The organism is Microbacterium sp. W4I20 (assembly GCF_030816505.1).
Lineage (GTDB): Bacteria > Actinomycetota > Actinomycetes > Actinomycetales > Microbacteriaceae > Microbacterium.
In genome coordinates this window covers 1,647,203-1,663,529 of sequence record NZ_JAUSYB010000001.1, presented here as the reverse complement: position 1 = coordinate 1,663,529, position 16,327 = coordinate 1,647,203, and the positions used below count along the sequence as shown (strand labels likewise).

At 68.1% G+C, this 16,327-nt stretch carries 17 protein-coding genes; 8 read left to right on the top strand and 9 right to left on the bottom strand.

Features of this window, described 5'->3' with window-relative positions; genetic code table 11:
- Positions 1 to 31: 31 nt before the first annotated feature.
- From QFZ21_RS08155 to QFZ21_RS08140, 4 genes are all read left to right on the top strand, one after another.
- Positions 32 to 874: an ATP-binding cassette domain-containing protein gene (locus QFZ21_RS08155; RefSeq protein ID WP_307376482.1), complete on the top strand. Its 843-nt coding sequence runs from the start codon at positions 32 to 34 to the stop codon at positions 872 to 874.
- Positions 871 to 1,914 (top strand): ABC transporter permease, encoded by a 1,044-nt coding sequence (locus QFZ21_RS08150; protein WP_307376480.1) that lies wholly within the window; start codon positions 871 to 873, stop codon positions 1,912 to 1,914. The genes QFZ21_RS08155 and QFZ21_RS08150 overlap by 4 nt, the downstream gene beginning before the upstream one ends.
- Before the next feature lie 67 nt (positions 1,915 to 1,981).
- Entirely contained in the window at positions 1,982 to 3,010 is a 1,029-nt protein-coding gene (locus tag QFZ21_RS08145) for a substrate-binding domain-containing protein (protein ID WP_307376477.1), read from the top strand.
- Positions 3,011 to 3,038: 28 nt separating this feature from the next.
- A complete protein-coding gene (locus QFZ21_RS08140) occupies positions 3,039 to 5,225 on the top strand; it encodes a N,N-dimethylformamidase beta subunit family domain-containing protein (protein WP_307376475.1) in 2,187 nt (728 codons plus the stop codon).
- Here QFZ21_RS08140 and QFZ21_RS08135 read toward each other — a convergent pair.
- The 9 genes from QFZ21_RS08135 to QFZ21_RS08095 all read right to left on the bottom strand — a co-directional run bounded on the left by QFZ21_RS08135 (position 5,205) and on the right by QFZ21_RS08095 (position 12,725).
- Positions 5,205 to 5,930 carry an amino acid ABC transporter ATP-binding protein gene (locus tag QFZ21_RS08135; protein WP_307376473.1) on the bottom strand — a complete coding sequence of 242 codons (726 nt, stop codon included), beginning with the start codon at positions 5,928 to 5,930 and terminating at the stop codon, positions 5,205 to 5,207. The two genes, QFZ21_RS08140 and QFZ21_RS08135, sit on opposite strands and share 21 nt — an antisense overlap.
- 5 nt (positions 5,931 to 5,935) lie before the next feature.
- Positions 5,936 to 6,595 carry an amino acid ABC transporter permease gene (locus QFZ21_RS08130; RefSeq protein WP_307376471.1) on the bottom strand — a complete coding sequence of 220 codons (660 nt, stop codon included), beginning with the start codon at positions 6,593 to 6,595 and terminating at the stop codon, positions 5,936 to 5,938.
- Between the two features lie 73 nt (positions 6,596 to 6,668).
- Positions 6,669 to 7,445, bottom strand: coding sequence for a transporter substrate-binding domain-containing protein (locus tag QFZ21_RS08125; RefSeq protein WP_307376469.1), 777 nt, complete (start codon positions 7,443 to 7,445; stop codon positions 6,669 to 6,671).
- 14 nt (positions 7,446 to 7,459) lie between these two features.
- The gene (locus QFZ21_RS08120; protein WP_307376467.1) at positions 7,460 to 7,852 is read right to left on the bottom strand and encodes a RidA family protein; all 393 of its coding nucleotides are present in this window, start codon (positions 7,850 to 7,852) and stop codon (positions 7,460 to 7,462) included.
- A 2-nt stretch (positions 7,853 to 7,854) separates the two neighbouring features.
- Positions 7,855 to 8,904 carry an alpha-hydroxy acid oxidase gene (locus tag QFZ21_RS08115; protein WP_307376465.1) on the bottom strand — a complete coding sequence of 350 codons (1,050 nt, stop codon included), beginning with the start codon at positions 8,902 to 8,904 and terminating at the stop codon, positions 7,855 to 7,857.
- Entirely contained in the window at positions 8,897 to 9,853 is a 957-nt protein-coding gene (locus tag QFZ21_RS08110) for a dihydrodipicolinate synthase family protein (protein ID WP_307376462.1), read from the bottom strand. The genes QFZ21_RS08115 and QFZ21_RS08110 overlap by 8 nt, the downstream gene beginning before the upstream one ends.
- A gap of 108 nt (positions 9,854 to 9,961) precedes the next feature.
- Positions 9,962 to 10,882 (bottom strand): LysR family transcriptional regulator, encoded by a 921-nt coding sequence (locus tag QFZ21_RS08105; protein WP_307376460.1) that lies wholly within the window; start codon positions 10,880 to 10,882, stop codon positions 9,962 to 9,964.
- A gap of 41 nt (positions 10,883 to 10,923) precedes the next feature.
- Complete coding sequence (gene solA / locus QFZ21_RS08100; RefSeq protein ID WP_307376459.1) at positions 10,924 to 12,138, bottom strand: N-methyl-L-tryptophan oxidase; 1,215 nt, start codon at positions 12,136 to 12,138, stop codon at positions 10,924 to 10,926.
- Positions 12,135 to 12,725, bottom strand: a complete 591-nt coding sequence (locus tag QFZ21_RS08095) for a TetR/AcrR family transcriptional regulator (RefSeq protein WP_307376457.1) — start codon at positions 12,723 to 12,725, stop codon at positions 12,135 to 12,137. Before QFZ21_RS08095 ends, solA begins: the two co-directional genes overlap by 4 nt.
- Before the next feature lie 97 nt (positions 12,726 to 12,822).
- On the opposite strand from QFZ21_RS08095, the gene QFZ21_RS08090 reads away from it, so the two are divergent.
- Genes QFZ21_RS08090 through QFZ21_RS08075 form a run of 4 tightly spaced genes read left to right on the top strand, consistent with a single transcriptional unit; the run spans position 12,823 to position 16,322 of the window.
- Complete coding sequence (locus QFZ21_RS08090; RefSeq protein ID WP_307376455.1) at positions 12,823 to 14,052, top strand: amidohydrolase family protein; 1,230 nt, start codon at positions 12,823 to 12,825, stop codon at positions 14,050 to 14,052.
- Positions 14,053 to 14,057: 5 nt separating this feature from the next.
- Entirely contained in the window at positions 14,058 to 14,951 is an 894-nt protein-coding gene (locus QFZ21_RS08085; protein ID WP_307381258.1) for an alpha/beta hydrolase, read from the top strand.
- Entirely contained in the window at positions 14,944 to 15,957 is a 1,014-nt protein-coding gene (locus tag QFZ21_RS08080; RefSeq protein WP_307376452.1) for an FAD-binding oxidoreductase, read from the top strand. Before QFZ21_RS08085 ends, QFZ21_RS08080 begins: the two co-directional genes overlap by 8 nt.
- Positions 15,951 to 16,322, top strand: coding sequence for an FAD-linked oxidase C-terminal domain-containing protein (locus QFZ21_RS08075; protein WP_307376450.1), 372 nt, complete (start codon positions 15,951 to 15,953; stop codon positions 16,320 to 16,322). The genes QFZ21_RS08080 and QFZ21_RS08075 overlap by 7 nt, the downstream gene beginning before the upstream one ends.
- Positions 16,323 to 16,327 lie beyond the last annotated feature (5 nt).

The following is a 16,327-nucleotide window of genomic DNA, read 5'->3' as shown; positions in this document are numbered from 1 at the left end:
CCGCCCCCGCTACCCGAAGGAAGGCATCCGAATGGATTCCGAGACCTCCCGCACCACCGGCGGAGCGACGACCTCGTCGCGTCCGACCGACACCGCACTGAGCACGCGCGGCATCCGCGTCTCGTACGGGCACGTCCAGGCGCTCCGCGGCGCCGACTTCGACTGCCGCGCCGGCGAGGTGACCGCGCTGATCGGCGACAACGGCGCCGGCAAGTCGACGCTCGTGAAGGTGCTGTCCGGCGCTCTCGCGCCCGACGACGGCGAGGTCTTCGTCGGAGGCGAGCCGTTCCGCGCCCACCAGCCGACCGACGCTCAGGCGGCGGGCATCGAGACCGTCTGGCAAGATCTCGCACTCGCCCCCGACATGGGGCCGGTCGCGAACATGTTCCTCGGGCGGGAGACGCGGCGCAAGGGACCGCTGGGTGCCCTCGGTTTCCTCGACAACAAGTCGATGGCGGCGGTCGCGCAGCGCGAGTTCGCGCAGCTCGGCGTGACCGCCGACCCTCGGCGCGGCTCCGTGAGCGACATGTCCGGCGGGCAGCGCCAGGGCGTGGCCGTCGCGCGGGCGGTGAGCTGGGCACGCACCGTCGTGCTGCTCGACGAGCCGACCGCCGCGCTCGGCGTCGTGCAGACCAAGGGCGTGCTCGACATGGTCAAGCGCGTCGCCGATCGCGGCCTCGCGGTCGTGCTCATCAGCCACAACATGTCGGACGTGCTGGCCGTCGCCGACCGCGTCGAGGTGCTGCGCCTGGGGCAGCGCGTCGCGAGCTACACGCGGGCCGAGGCTTCGCTCGAACTGCTCGTCTCCACCATGACCGGCGGCACCGCCCTGCCGGATCCCGACTCCACCGACACCGCCGGAGGAACACGATGACCTCTCTCGACACGCTGGGCGCACCCGTCCTCGCCCCCGAACCCCTCACCTGGCGACAGCGCATGGAGCGCGCGTGGCAGCATCCGCTCTTCGTCGTCACGTGCGCACTCATCCTGCTGGTCGTGGTGTTCGCGATCGTCAACGGGCAGCCGTTCCTGTCGCCCGCGAACGTGCGCAACATGTTCCTCGCCGGCTCCATCATGCTGATCCTCGCCGTGGGCGTGACCTACGTGATCATCACGGCCGGATTCGACCTCTCGGTCGGATCCGTGCTGGTCTTCTCCGGCGTCATCAGCATGATCGTCATGCGGGAGGTGGGCGGAGACGGCTGGACGACGGCCCTCATCGGCCTCGCCGTCGCCGTCGTCTGCGGCCTCGGCCTCGGCTGGATCAACGGACTGCTCGTCGCCTATGCCGAGCTCAACCCGATCATCGTCACGCTCGGCATGTTCGGTGCGGCGCTGGGTCTCGCGCAGGTCGCGACCGGGGGACAGGACCTCAGCGGGATGCCGGTCTCGATGTCGCAGTTCGGCGTCGGGCGCATCCTCGGCGTGCCGTGGGTCGTGGTGATCGCCGCCCTCGTGGCCGTCATCGCCGCGATCGCGCTGCACTCCACGGTGTTCGGCCGGCACACCTACGCGATCGGCTCGAACAAGGAGGCGGCCGTGCGCGCCGGCATCCCGGTACGACGTCACCTCGCCGTCATCTACGGCCTCTCGGGGCTGCTCGCCGGTCTCGCCGGTTGGCTGTCGCTCTCGATCTACGGCACGACGAACATCTCGGGCCACTCGCTCGACGCGCTGACCGCGGCGACCGCCGCGATCCTCGGCGGCGCGAGCCTGTTCGGCGGCGTCGGCACGATCGCCGGCACCGCGCTCGGCAACGCGATCCCGGTCGTGCTCGCCAGTGGTCTCGTGATCGCCGGCCTTCAGAGCTTCTGGCAGCAGGTCGTCACCGGGGCCGTGCTCGTCGGCGCTCTCTACCTCGACCGACTGCGCCGCATCCGCAGCCTCAAGCGATCGAGCTCGGCGCCCAGCTGAGCGCACACGTTCTCCTATCCGCAGCATCCTTCACCCGCAGCACCCCTCACCCGACACAGGAGTCTCCATGAACAGCTCTGCCTTCACTGCGCCCTCTTCCCGCCGAATCGTTCTGGCCGCGGCCGCCACCGCGCTCCTGCTGGTGCCGCTCGCCGCGTGCTCCGGCTCCGCTCCCGAGGGCGGCGGGGGAGGCGACGGAGACGACCCGGTGGCCGGCGCGACGATCGCCATCGCCGGTCCGCAGTCGGGTGATCCGTACTACGTGCAGGTGGCGTGCGGCGCCCAAGCGGCCGGTAAGAAGCTCGGCATGGATGTCGGCGAGCTCCAGGCCCCGCAGAACCAGAACCAGGCGCAGTTGACCACCATCGTGCAGAACGTGCTCACGAGTGCGCCGGACGCCCTCATCTACACGCCGGCGGATCCGGTCGCCGGCGGCATCCCGGTGCAGTCCGCGCGCGGCGACGGCGTCACCGTGATCGACGTCGACGCCCAGCTCGAGGACGACGAACTCTACGACTCCTTCATCGCCTCGAACCACTACGAGGGCGCCAAGGAGATCACGACGTACCTCGCCGATCTGATCGGCGGGGAGGGGCAGATCGCGGCGATCGGCTCTCTCGCCACGAACCCGATCACCCAGGCGCGCATCAAAGGCTTCGAGGACGCGCTGAAGGAGTACCCCGACATCGAGGTGGTCTCGATCTCCTACCCCGAGATCTCCGCCGACATCATCCAGGCGAATGCCGCATCGACCCTCGTGAAGTACCCGGACCTGAAGGCGATCTACACGACCAACTACCTCAACTCGACGGGAGCCGCCGTGGCGCTCCGCAACGCCGACGTGGTGGGCGACGTGAAGATGGTCAGCTGGGATGCCGGCGCGGCCAACGTCGAACTGCTGCAGGAGGGTGTGCTGCAGGCCACGGTCGCGCAGCAGCCGTTCGCGATGGGAGAGCTGGCGATCGAGCAGATCGCCGCACAGCTCCGCGGCGACGAGGTCTCGAAGACCGTGGATGCGCCCGTCGAGATCCTCACCAGCGAGGACGTCGACACCCCGGAGGGCGAGGCCCTCTGGTACAAGACCGAGTGCAACTGACGCCGCCCCGGCACGGAAGGAACAGCGGATGACCCTCACCGGATATCTCAACACCCTGTCGGCGGCGTCCGGTGAGGGCATCGAACTCATGATCAGCGCGTCCGCCGAGCGCGTCGAGGTCGACCTGGTGCGCCTGCAGCACGGGGACGACAACCCGGCGGGACCGGGTCGGAAGATCCTTCCCGTGCCGGAGTTCTCCTCGCAGACGGTGCCGGGCGGGCTGCAGGACGTGCACCTCGGTTCATGCGTGGTCGTCCCCTCCCTGGGGAGCCATCGGCTCGGCGGGCTCGAGGTGTCGGTGCTCATGCAGCCCACGTCACCCTCGTCCGGGCGCGAGCAGGGGATCGTCGCCCTGCTCGGCCCAGACGGGGTGGGCGTGCTGGCGATCGTGATCGATGCGCAGGGACGGCTGGCACTGCGCGGTGCAGACGATGAAACGCTCGCCGTGCTCGCCGTGGACTGGCAGAAGGACGGCTGGTACCGCGTGCACGTCGAAGCATCGGCGGGGCGGCCTGTCGTGCTGCGCTGCACGCCGACGAGCCGCCGCGGCGAGGGCGTGAGCGTGGAAACCGAGGGGCCGACGACCCCGGATGCCCTCGTGACGTCGGCCGTGATCGGAGCCGTCCACTGCCGCCGGGAGGGCCGGCAGTGGATCCCCGACCGCGTGTTCAACGGCAAGCTCGAGCATCCGCAGATCCGCCGCCGGTCAGACGACGGTTCCCGCGTGCCGGTCGCCGAGTGGCGCTTCGAGCTCGATCAGGGCAGCGCCGTGGCCGTCGACGTCAGCGGATACGAGCGCGACGGAATCGTGGTCGGTTCACCGGCGCGGGCGTCGACCGGGCACGCCTGGCGCCACGAGGAGGTCGACTTCACCCAGGCGCCGGAGCAGTACGCCGCGATCCACTTCCACGACGACGACCTGGACGACGCGGGGTGGGCGCCGAGCCTGAGGGTCGCGGTTCCCGAGGGGCTCGCCTCCGGCGTGTACGCGTTCGAGCTGCGTGCCGACGGCGCTGTGGACCATGTGCCGTTCGTGGTCCGGCCGGGCGACGGGGCTCGTCGGGCGCGCACGGCGGTGCTCCTGCCCACCTTCACCTACATCGCGTACGCCAATGAGCGGATGGTGACCCGCCTCGACTTCGAGGGCGACCAGATGAGCGATCATGCGATCCATCCGGGGCATCGCGATCTCGAGCTCGCCGAGCACCCCGAGTGGGGACTCAGTCTCTACGACGTGCACTCCGACGGCAGCACCTGCGCGTACTCCACGCACCTGCGGCCCATCCCGAACCTCCGGCCCGACTACCGCGCGTGGCTGCAGAACGCGCCACGTCACCTGAGCGCGGACCTCTACCTGATCGACTGGCTCACCGAGAAGGGGTATCCCTTCGACGTGATCACCGATCACGACCTCAACCGCGACGGGGCGGCGCTGCTCGCCGACTACGACGTCGTGCTCACCGGCAGTCATCCCGAGTACGTCAGCGGACGGATGCTCGACGCCCTCGACACGCACCTCGACAGCGGCGGATCGCTCATGTATCTGGGTGGCAACGGCTTCTACTGGGTCACGAGTCAGGATCGCGAGCGTCCGCACCTCATCGAGGTGCGCCGCGGTCCCGTCGGCACCCGGCCGTCCGAAGGGGCGCCGGGCGAGGGGTTCCACAGCACGACCGGCGAGCCCGGCGGCATGTGGCGTCAGCGCGGGCGCTGGCCCAACCGGCTCACCGGGATCGGGATGACCGCGCAGGGATGGGACTCGAAGGCGCCGGGGTATCGGCGCAATCCCGATCTGCCGGAGAGCTGCGCCCTCATCTTCGACGGCGTGGACGAAGAGGTGATCGGCACCTTCGGACTCATCATGGACGGCTCGTCGGGCGACGAGATCGATCGGTTCGACGTCGGTCGGGGCAGCCCCGAGGAGACGGTCGTGCTCGCGACGTCGACCGGACACAGCGACTTCTACCTCCTCGCCGGGGAAGACGTCATGGCTTCCCGCGCCGGCCTCGGCGGCACGCAGTGCCCCGAGGTCCGATCCGATATGACCTGGCTCGAGAAGCCGGGTGGGGGAGCGGTCTTCAGCGTCGGGTCGATCTGCTTCCTCGGATCGCTCTCGCACGACGGCTATCGCAACAGCATCTCGACGGTCGTCGCGAACGCGCTCGACGAGATGCTGTCGCGGCCGGGGCGTTCTTCAGTGCAGGACCTTCGATAGGAAACTCCGGGTCCGCTCCTCCGCCGGGTGGTCGAACAGTTGACTGGGCGGCGCCGATTCGACGATCCTCCCCTGCTCGAAGAAGATCACCTCATCCGCGACCTCGCGGGCGAAGCCCATCTCGTGGGTGACCACGACCATGGTCATGCCCGACACGACGAGTTCCTTCATGACGTCGAGCACCTCTCTCACCATCTCGGGGTCCAGGGCGCTCGTCGGCTCATCGAACAGCATGACGTGGGGCTGCATGGCCAGGGCGCGGGCGATCGCGACGCGCTGTTGCTGACCGCCGGAGAGGCTGGACGGGTAGGCATCGGTCTTGTCCGCGAGACCGACCTGGTCGAGGAGCAGACGGGTCCTCTCGCGAGCCTCATCTCTGCTGATCCCGGCGACCATGACGGGCGCGATGGCGACGTTGTCGGCGACCGTGAGATGGGGGAAGAGGTTGAAGCGCTGGAAGACCATCCCCATCCGCTGCCGAATCCGGTTGACGTTCGCATTCTTCGCGAGGATGTCCTCGCCTTCGATGGCGATCGAACCGGAAGTGGGCACTTCGAGCAGATTGAGGCATCGCAGTACCGTGCTCTTTCCTGAGCCGGAGGGGCCGATGATGCATTTGACGGTGGACTGCTCGACGTCGAGGTCGACGCCGCGGATGACCTCGTTCTCTCCGAACGACTTGCGCAGGTCACGTGCCTGGATCATGGCGCTCATCGCATGGCCCCGAACTTTCTCTCGACGACTCGCGAGAGCCGGTAAAGGGTGTAGGTGAGGATGAAGTAGATGAGCGCGACGAGAGTCAGGATCTCGAAGGCTCGATAGTTGACCGCGTAGATGCTCTGGCCGCGCTGAGTGAGCTCTGCGACGCCGATCACGGCCAGGAGGGAAGTGTCCTTCACGCCCATGATGAACTGATTCATCATGGGCGGGATCATGCTGCGGACAGCCTGCGGGATGATGATCTTCCGCATGGTCTGGGTGTGGGTCATCCCGAGGGATCGACCCGCCTCGGTCTGCCCCTTGTCGACCGACTCGATACCGGCGCGGAAGACCTCCGACACATACGCGCCGATGTGGAAGCTGATCGCGATGACGCCGGCGACCATGGGGGAGAGCTTCACGTTCATCACGGCGGGAAGTCCGAAGTAGATGAAGAGGATCTGCACGAGGAGCGGAGTGCCGCGGATGAGATTCACGTAGAAGCGCGCGGGCCCGTAGAGCCACATGCGGTGAGAGAGGGTCATGAGGCCGCTGATCAGGCCGATCACGGTGGCGAGCGCGAGCGACACGACCGCCAGGTAGACGGTGAGCCCCAGGCCCTCCAGCAGCACGGGGAGGGCGTCGATCATGACGTGCAAGAACTCGGGCATGTTTTCCTCGTCGTTGAGAGGCGGGATGCGGTGCGATGACGGCGAGGCCGCGCACCGCATCCCGCTCGGAAGTTCAGTCCTCAGGCAGGTACTTCGCGCGGAGCTCGTCGTAGGTGCCATTCTCCTGGATCTTCTTCAGTCCGGAGTTCAGGCGCTCCACGAGCGCTTCGTTGCCGCGAGGGATGGCGATCGCCGTCGGAGCCGATTCGATGGGCTCATCGAGCATCTGGATGCTGGGCGTCTCGCCGTCGGTAGCGATCCGGTACTGGATCGCCGAGGTGTCGATCACCAGGGCATCGGCCTGACCGGACGTCACCGCGAGGTAGAGCGCGTCACTCGACGCGAGCGTCTGGACGGTGGCCCCGTATTCCTCGGCCACCTTCTGCGCCGCGACGTTGCCGCTCGTGCCCTGGGTCGACACGATGGTCTTCCCCGCGAGATCGTCGAAGGACTCGATGTCACTCCCCGCCTTCACGGCGATGGCTTGGCCGTCGTTGTAATAGGGGTCGCTGAAGTCGACGACGGCCTTGCGCTCCTCGTTGACCGAGATGTCGGACACGGCGAGGTCGATCTGTCCTGACTGCAGTGCGGGGATCAGTCCGTCGAACCCCATGACCACCCACTCGCCCTCGAGGTCCTCCTCGTCGAGGATGGCATTCACCAGCTCCACGTCGAAGCCCGTGAGCTCACCGTCCTCGACATACTCGAACGGCGGGAAGTTGTTGATGACCCCGATCTTCAGGGGCTGCGAGATGTCCTCATCGCCGGGGGCAGAGGACCCGCACGCGGAGAGTGCGAGGACCAGCGTTGCCGCGGCGACGCTGCCGAGCATTGTCTTCATCGTGTTCATGATGTGTTTCCTTTCTAGGCCTGGTTGACGACGGCGAGGGCGTCGATCTCGACGAGGAAGGGCCCGGGGAGTCCTGTCACGATCGTCGTGCGGGGCGGCTTGGTGGCACCGACGAACTCGCTGTAGACGCGGTTCATCTCGGGGAGGTCTCTCGCCTCGCGGACGTACACCCGCATCATGAGGACGTCCCGGAGAGAGGCGCCGCCGGCACGGAGGATCGCCGTGACGTTGACGAGAGTCTGCTGCACCTGGTCGGCGAAGCCGCCGGAAACGACCTCTCCGGTCGTCGGGTCCTGACCGACCTGGCCGGAGGTCTGCAGAAACGGGCCGATGCGCATTCCCTGGCTGAGTGCGAACTGCGCGCCGATGGCGGGGGCTTCGGTGGTGGTGACGATCTGACGGTCCATGATCACTGGTCGCTTCCGAGGATGAGGGCGGGGGTGATGTCGGCGAGGGTGGCGGCTCCGCACATCGCCATGGCGGCGTGGAACTCGTCCTGCAGAATGCGGATGACGTCGGCGACGCCCGCTGCGCCCGCTGCCGCCAGTCCCCAGACATACGGCCGGCCGATCAGCACCGCGTCGGCGCCGAGGGCCAGGGCCTTGAGGATGTCGGTTCCCCGGCGGATGCCTCCGTCGAGAAGAACGGGAACGCGGCCCGCGACGGATTCCGTGACGGCGCGGACGCATTCCATCGGGTGTGCGACGGTGTCGATGTTGCGTCCGCCATGATTCGAGACGATGACTCCGCCGACACCCGCCCGGACGGCGCGATCGGCATCATCCGGGTGCAGGATCCCCTTTCCGATCACGGGCAGATCGGTGAGCGAGACGAGCCATTCGATATCCGCCCAGGTCACGGTGGGGTCGAGGTACCCACCGGTGAGCGTGGGTACTCCACCGGATTCGAGGTTCGCGCGACCGATGCCAGCGGGGAGTGCCGTCATCCCGGCGTCCTGTCGATACCGGATGCCGGGGACCGGGTTGTCGAGGGTGACCACGATCCCCCGCGCGCCGGTCTCCTCCGCCATGCGGACGAGATCCTCGGTCAGCTTCCGGTCGCGCTGGATGTAGAGGTGCTGAAGGAACGGCCCGGCCGATTCCGCCAGCTCGCGAGTGGCGACGCTGGATTCCATGCTGATCACCGTGACGGTGTCCGTCGACCTGGCTCCCTCCACGGTGCCCTGTTCGCCGGCATCCGAGAACAGGCGCTGCAGGGCGGTCGGGGCGAGCAGGAGAGGGAACGCGACATCGATGCCGAACATCTGCTGCGACGTCAGGAGATGTCCGACGTCGACACCCACGCGGGGCACGAGCCGGATCTCGCGGAAGAGGTCGGTGTTGCGCTGGACCGACAACTCATCCACGGCGCCGCCGTTGAGGTATGCCCACGCTGCGGGGTCCATTCGCTGCTGGGCCTGGGCCCGGTACGCGTCGAGGGGGTGGATGAGCTCAGGCATGGGGCGCACGCTGGTCCTTGAGGTCGATGCCCACCTCGCGGAGGGCTGTGGCGATGGCTTCGAGGGCGTCGTAGTCGGTGATCGGCAGCTTCGGCTCGCGGGGGTAGCCCCCCGGCTGACCCTGAAGGTTCATGACCGCCTTCAGTGCCGCCTGCATCCCGCCGTACCGCCAGTTGTAGTCGTCTCCCCCGCTGCGAAGAGCGCTCATGAGCTGCGCGTACAGGTCGGCGATCCTGCCGGCCTCATCGATCTCTCCGCGCCAGGCATGTTCGAAGAATCGGGGCATCTCGGCCCCGAGCGGCATGCCGGATCCGAAGTGGCCGTCACCGCCCTGGCCGCTGTGGATCAACGCGAGACCCACGCGCGAGAGCATGTGCCCGAACACCACCAGACGGTCGCCGACTGCGCGGATCGTCGCGTAGAACTCCCGGTCGTCCGGGGTGCTCTGCTTGATCGCGACCACGTTGTCGATCTCGGCGAGCTTCTCGATCAGCGGGATCGACAGGTTGCTGTTGCTCTCCTGCGGGAAGTTGTACAGCCAGCTCGCGAGACCTGTCTCGCCGAATGCTGTCCGGTAGTGCCGATCGAGCTCGGCGTCGGTGAGCCTCGCACCGGGAGGAGGAGTCAGCAACACGGAGTCGGCGCCCGCGGACTCGGCGTGCCGGATGAGTGCGATCGAGGTGGCGAGGTCGGGGGAGGTCGCACTCACGAGCACGGGGACGCGGCCCCGTGCCGCAGCGATCACCAGTTCGGCGACGTGCCGGCGTTCATCGACCGTCTGGGCGGTCCACTCTCCGGTGCTGCCGTTGACGAGCAGGCCGTGCACGCCCTGACCGATGAAGAGCTCGGTGGTCTCCTGCACGGCTGTGACGTCCAGGGAACCCTGCTGCGTGAAAGGTGTCGGAAGTGCCGAGAAGTAACCTCGCCACTGGACATCGTCCCGGTTCATGTACTGCCTCCTTGCAGATGTCACGATGTGCTTCGTGACTTCTCACGCTATGGCAGCCCGATAGCCGTATCGATGTCGGATGTGGCGACTTCGATACCCTTCACGGCATCATCGACGCAGGCTCTTCGTCCGCAGCAGTTGGCGGAGATCCGCGAGGGCGGGCGAGTACTCGTTGCGCCGCCATCCCATCAGCACATCCGAAGTGACGCGGGGGCCATCTATGGTCCGGAACACGATGCCCGGTCGGGGAACCTTGGCGATCTCGCTCGAGACGAGTGCCACGCCTTCGCCGCCGGCGACGAGGGACAGCAGCATCGGCGTGCTGCTTGCGGTGTGCGCGATCGTCGGACTGAAGCCCGCGTCCGAACAGGCGGCCAGCGTCGCGGTGAGCATGCCGACCCCGAGGGAGTTCTCGTAGACGACCAGCGGTTCGTCCATGAGCTCGCTCAGAGGCAGCCGATCGACGTCTGCCCGAGCCAGGGCGTGGCGCTCCGAGAGTGCGATGACGAGTTCGTCCTTCCACACCGTGTCGAACTCGAGATCGGCGGAGGAACTCGTCGTGGTCCGCAGGAGCGCGCAGTCGATCCGCCCGTCCGATAGCGCCTCGACCTGAGCGAGGGTGTGCATCTCGACGAGCCTGAGATTGTGGTCGGGGTGGAGAACGCGGAAGTCGCCGAGCACTCGCGGAAGAAGATCGATGCCGACGGGCTCGACGTATCCGATCACGAGGTCTCCGGCTTGTCCGCTTGCGACCTGTCGTGCCATGCGCACTCCGCGGTCGAGCCGCCGCAGTACCTGCTCGCATTCTCTTCGGAACACCTCGCCGGCGGGGGTGAGGTCCACGCGGCGGCCGGCGCGGTCGAGCAGCCTGACGCCGACCGCGCTCTCGAGGCTCTGGATGTGACGCGAGAGCGGCGGCTGACTGATGTGCAGCCGTTCCGCGGCGCGGCCGAAGTGCAGTTCTTCTGCCAGTACGAGGAAGCAGCGCAATTGCTGGATCGTTGGTTCCCTGGCACCGATGTCTGGCACGGTCACACTCTTGCACACCTCCTCTCAGGTCGACCTATCGATCACTCCACCCGGGCCGACGCCCCGACCGCCCCATCGCCGGCCCCGAGCCGGAAGAGCGGCACGAAGTCGGGGTCGACGATCGCCGGTCGCGTCAGGCTGAAGGCAGAGATGTCGTGCTCTGTGCGGCCGACCGTCAACAGGTCGGAGAGGATCCGTCCGACCAGGCTCGCGAACTTCCCCGCGTGCCCTGCGCCGTTGAACACGGCGACGTGAGGGTGGCCGGGCACGGTGTCGAGCACGAAGTCTCTGTCGGCCGGCATGTCGTACACGCACGTCTTGCTCAGCAGCAGCGGTCCGTCGGCGCCGGGTAGATGCGTGCGGAGGAAGGCACGAAGCCGCTCGGGCTCGTCGTCGTCCGGAACGAACGACCGCTCCGAGGGTGAGATGAAGTGGCCGCGCATGTCGCGCGCGAGCTTGATCGCCGCCTCCCCGTAGACGGGGAAGCCGTAGTGCACCTCATCGCTGTGGTGGATCCAGATCGGGAACCGGTCGGGCGTGAAGTCCGAGAGGTGCGGCGAGGAGAAGTACCCCACCTGCTCCTGGCTCAGGGTGAGGGCGAACGACAGGCCAAGGTCTGGCATGAGATCACCGAGCCAGGAGCCCGCGGCGACGACGAGGTGGGCACCGTCGAACGATTCGTCGGAGGTCGAGACGGTGACCCCGGTGTCGTCGACACGCACCCCGGTCACGACGACACCGGAGCGGAACTCGACACCGGCGGCCTTCGCGAGCGACACATGGGCCGACACGGATCGGCGGATGTCGAGGATGCCGGCATCCGCCTGATGGATCCCGATCGTGTCGTCCGAGACGTTCCACTGCGGATACTGGGCGCGGATGTCGTCGATCGTCAGTTCGTCGTAGGGGATGCCGACCGCATCCATCGCCCGACGATAGTCGTCGATCTCCGCCGCGCCGGAGCTGTCCGCGACCGCGAGATCGACGCCTCCGGTCTGCGTGTAGACCTTCAGGCCCGAGCGCTCCTCGACCTCGGCCCACGCGGCGAACATCGCATCGGTGAGCTTCGTGTAATCGTCGCGATGATAGGCCCGACGGATGATCCGCGAGTGGTCGCCGGACGATCCGAGCGCGTGGCCGAGCTCGAACTGTTCGAGCACGAGCACGCGTTCCGCACCCGCGCGCGCCAGCCAGTACGCGGCGGCGGATCCGATGGCACCCGCGCCGATGACGATGTGGGAGTATCCCTGGGTCATGCCGTTCCGTCCTTCCGGTGATCGTCGAGGCGGGTCGTCGCGAACGATTCGATGAAGCGCTCGGCTGCGGCATCCACTTCGTCGGAGGGGCTCAGCAGCCGCTGCAGCAGCAGACCGCGTGTGCACGCGATGGCGATGAGGCTCTGCTGCGAGGCTTGCGACGGCGGCAGCCCCTCGCGGAGGGCTGCCGCCTCGAGAAGATGGGTGAGGTCGTCGAGGTCGGCGACGAAGCCGTCGAAGGCGCCGCGCTCGTACACCGCCAAGCCGATCAGATGGAAGAACGCGCGGGTGCGTTCCTCGTGGTCGGTGTTGGCGTAGAAGCCCCAGATGGCCCGGAGCATGTCGACGAAGCCGAGGTCATCGCCGGTCGCCGCGATGACGAGGTTGTCGCGACGACGCGCCTCCGACAGCACGGCGCTGAGCAACGCGGGTCGGGATCCGAAGTGGTACGTCAGCAGCGTGTGGTGTACGCCGAGGCGCTCGGCCACCTGACGCATCGACAGGTTCGGGCTGGGCCCCGTCTCGCCGAACTCGTCGAAAAGCGCCTGCAGGAGGCGCGCCTTCCCCTCACCGATCGATGCTCGCATGCTGCCTCCGTTGACAGTTTCACCACTGTTGAGTACGTTAGCGTACAACCAATTCACCACTGTTGAGGACAAGGTTGTTCTCCGGACGGGAGGCGCCATGACCGAGATCTGGTTCGCCAGCGGCATCGTCGCTGATGGATCCGGCGCCGGGCCCTTCGCGGGAGATGTCTGCGTCGATGACGGCATCATCACTCGGATCGGAACCGCGCCGACGGATGCTGAGACGGTCGACCTCGACGGCATGCTGCTGACGCCCGGTCTCATCGACGCCCACGTGCACTTCGGGCTCTCGAGCCCGATCCGCGCGCAGTTCGGTTTCCAGCTCTCGGCGGCGGAGATCGCGGCCGACATCTTCACCACGGCGAGCCGTACCCTCGACGCTGGCTTCACCACGGTGCGCGACACCGGCGGCATCGACGGAGGGGTCGTCGACGTCATCGCGAAGGGCAAGGTGCGCGGCCCGCGTGTGCTGTCATGCGGCCCCGTGCAGTGTCAGACCGGCGGACACGGATACTACGGCGCCGCGTGGGAGCCGACCGAACTGTGGGAGACCCACCACATTCCCGGTCTCGCCGCGCTGTCGCTCATGTCGGGCAATGCCGACGAGCTGCGGCGCAACGTCCGGGAGTCGTTCCGCCGCGGGGCCACCTTCCTGAAGCTGTGCGTCACGGGCGGTGTCGTCGGAGGCCATGACCGCCTGGACGACACGCAGTTCACGACGGCGGAGATCGCGGTCGCGGTGGAGGAGGCCGCAGCACGGGGCACATACGTGACCGTGCACGCGCACAACAACGCCGGCATCCGCAACGCCGTGATGGCGGGCGTGCGGTGCGTCGAGCACGGCACCGACATCGACGAGCCGACCGCGCAGCTCATGCGTGAGCAGGATGTGGCGCTCGTCCCCACGTTCGCGGTGATCGAACAGGTCCTGGACCCGGAGAGCTCGCTCGACGTCGATCCTTCGGCGCGCGAGCGCATCGTCGGCACCCGATCGCGCATGATCGAGGCTCTCCGGATCGCACGCGAGGCCGGTGTACGGATCGGGCTCGGCTCCGACCTTCTCGGTTCCGGGCAGCACCGCCGCGGCGAGGAACTGCGCCTGCGCGCCGAGTTGGAGTCGCCCATGCAGGCGCTCGTGTCGGCCACCAGCGTCAACGCCGACATCCTCGGCATCGGCGACACCGTCGGGATGCTCCGCGTGGGCATGGCCGCCGACCTGGTCGCCTGGAAGCGGAATCCGCTCGACGACGCCCGCGTCTTCGCGGATCCGGACATGGCCGCCTTCGTCGTGAAGGCCGGCCTCATCATGAAGGGAGACACCCAGTGAGCGCGATGCTGAACGGCTGCTTGGCCGACACGGAGTACCTCGAGGTCACGGCTCGATCGGGGCACCGCTACGGCGTCTGGGTGACGACGCCGCCGGGTTACGCGGAGTCCAGCGATCCCCTGCCCCTGATCTACGTGGTGGACGGCAACTTCGCCGTCGGGCTGACCGCCCCGCTCATCGTCACCCAGGCCGATCCCTATCTCACCGTCGCCCCGTACATCCAGGTCAGCATCGGGTACGCCGCCGAAGAGGCCGAGCAGTGGGCGCAGCTCCGCAACCGCGACCTCGTGCCGCCGGGCGAGCCCGTCAGCGAGCAGATGCTGAAGACGCTCGAGGGCGCACGCGACTCGGGGGCGATGACCCAGGAGCACATGGACGCCTACCTCGCCCACCTGGCGGACACCCACGCCGACGTGTTCCTGTCGTTCCTCGCCGAGGAACTGCATCCGCTTCTCCAGACGAAGGTGCGGGTCAGCGACTCCGGCCACGGCCTCTTCGGGTACTCCTACGGCGGACTCTTCACGCTGTACGCGTGGTTGCAGGAGACGTCGCCGTTCGCGACCTTCGGCGCCGGCAGTCCGGGAGTCGCGGCCACGGACAGCCAAGTGTTCCCCTTGATCGCCGCGCTGCCCGAGCACGGTCCGGACGCCGCGTCGCGACGACTGCACGTCACGCTGAACGAAGCCGAACTGTTCGGGGCCATTCCGATCTACCGCGAGATCGGTCGCAACCTCCTCACGGTCATCGAAGATCTGGATACTCAGGGGCGCGCGGGAGACGTCACGAGGGCGCTGCTGCACGAGACGCATCTCACGGGGTTGCAGGCATCGTTCCTCAGCTATCTGAAGACGTGCCACACGCGCTCGGGGTCGGTCCGCGGCGACGATGAGCGTGAGTGAGTCCGCGCTCCTCGCCGATCTCGCGGCGGTCCTCCCCGCCGACCGTCTGACGACCGACCCGGATGTGCTGGAGGGGTACGCGCACGACGACGCCGAATGGGCGGAGTGGTCGCTGCCCACCTGTCTCGTCCGGCCGCGCACGCCGGAAGAGGTGCAGCTCGTGGTGCAGGCGTGCCTGCGCCATGACACGGCCGTCGTCGCCCGGGGCGCAGGCACCGGGCTATCGGGCGGTGCCAATGCCGTCACCGGTTGCGTCGTGATCTCACTGGAGCGGATGGATGCCGTGCTCGAGGTGGACGAGCTCGAACGACTCGCCGTCGTGCAGCCCGGCGTCGTGAACGATCACCTCCGGGCGCGCGTCGCCGACCACGGACTCTGGTATCCGCCCGATCCGGCGAGTTCGCCCTGGTCGACGATCGGCGGCAACGTGGCGACGAACGCCGGCGGTGTCTGCTGCGTGAAGTACGGCGTCACCGGGGACTATGTGCTCGGGTTGCAGGTGGTGACCGGCACGGGGGAGCTGGTCCGACTGGGGCGCCGCACCGCGAAGGGGGTCGCGGGGTACGACCTCACGAGTCTTCTCGTCGGTTCCGAGGGCACGCTCGGCATCGTCACCGAGATCACCGTGCGGCTCCGACCGAAGCGCCCGCCGGAGCAGACGATCGCCGGGTTCTTCGATTCGCTCACCGCCGCCGGGGAGGCCGTGCGCGAGGTCGCGGCGGCGGGCCTCACCCCGTCGGCGCTCGAGCTGATCGACCGGAACTGCCTGCGGGCCGTCGACGACTGGAAGAGCATGGGGCTGGCCGACGAGGCCGCGGTCGTCCTGCTCGGGCGGGTGGACACGCCCGGCGCCGCGGGGGATGCGGAGGCGGCGGCGATGCTGGCCGCCTTCGAGCGCGGCGGCGCGACGTGGGCCGACCGCAGCACGGACGAGGCCGAAGGGGAGGCGCTGTTCGCCGCCCGGCGCCTGGCGTATCCGGCACTCGAGCGCCTCGGCCGGTGCTGACCGAGGACGTCTGCGTCCCGAAGGGCGCCGTGCCCGAGATGCTCGGCCGCATCGAGGCCATCGGACTGGCGAATGACGTGCTGATCGCCAACATCGCGCACGCCGGTGATGGCAACCTGCATCCGCTCCTCGTCGTCCCTGCCGGGGACGACGCCGCTCGCGCCAGGGCGGAGAGCGCGTTCGCCGAGATCATCGACGCGGCGCTCGCGCTCGGCGGCACGGTGACCGGTGAGCACGGCGTGGGTCTGCTCAAGCGCGACGGACTGCTGGCGGAACTCTCTCCGGCGGTCGTGGAGATGCATCGAGCGGTCAAGGCTGCCCTCGACCCCGCGGGGATACTCAATCCCGGGAAGGTCGTCGGGTGATAGCG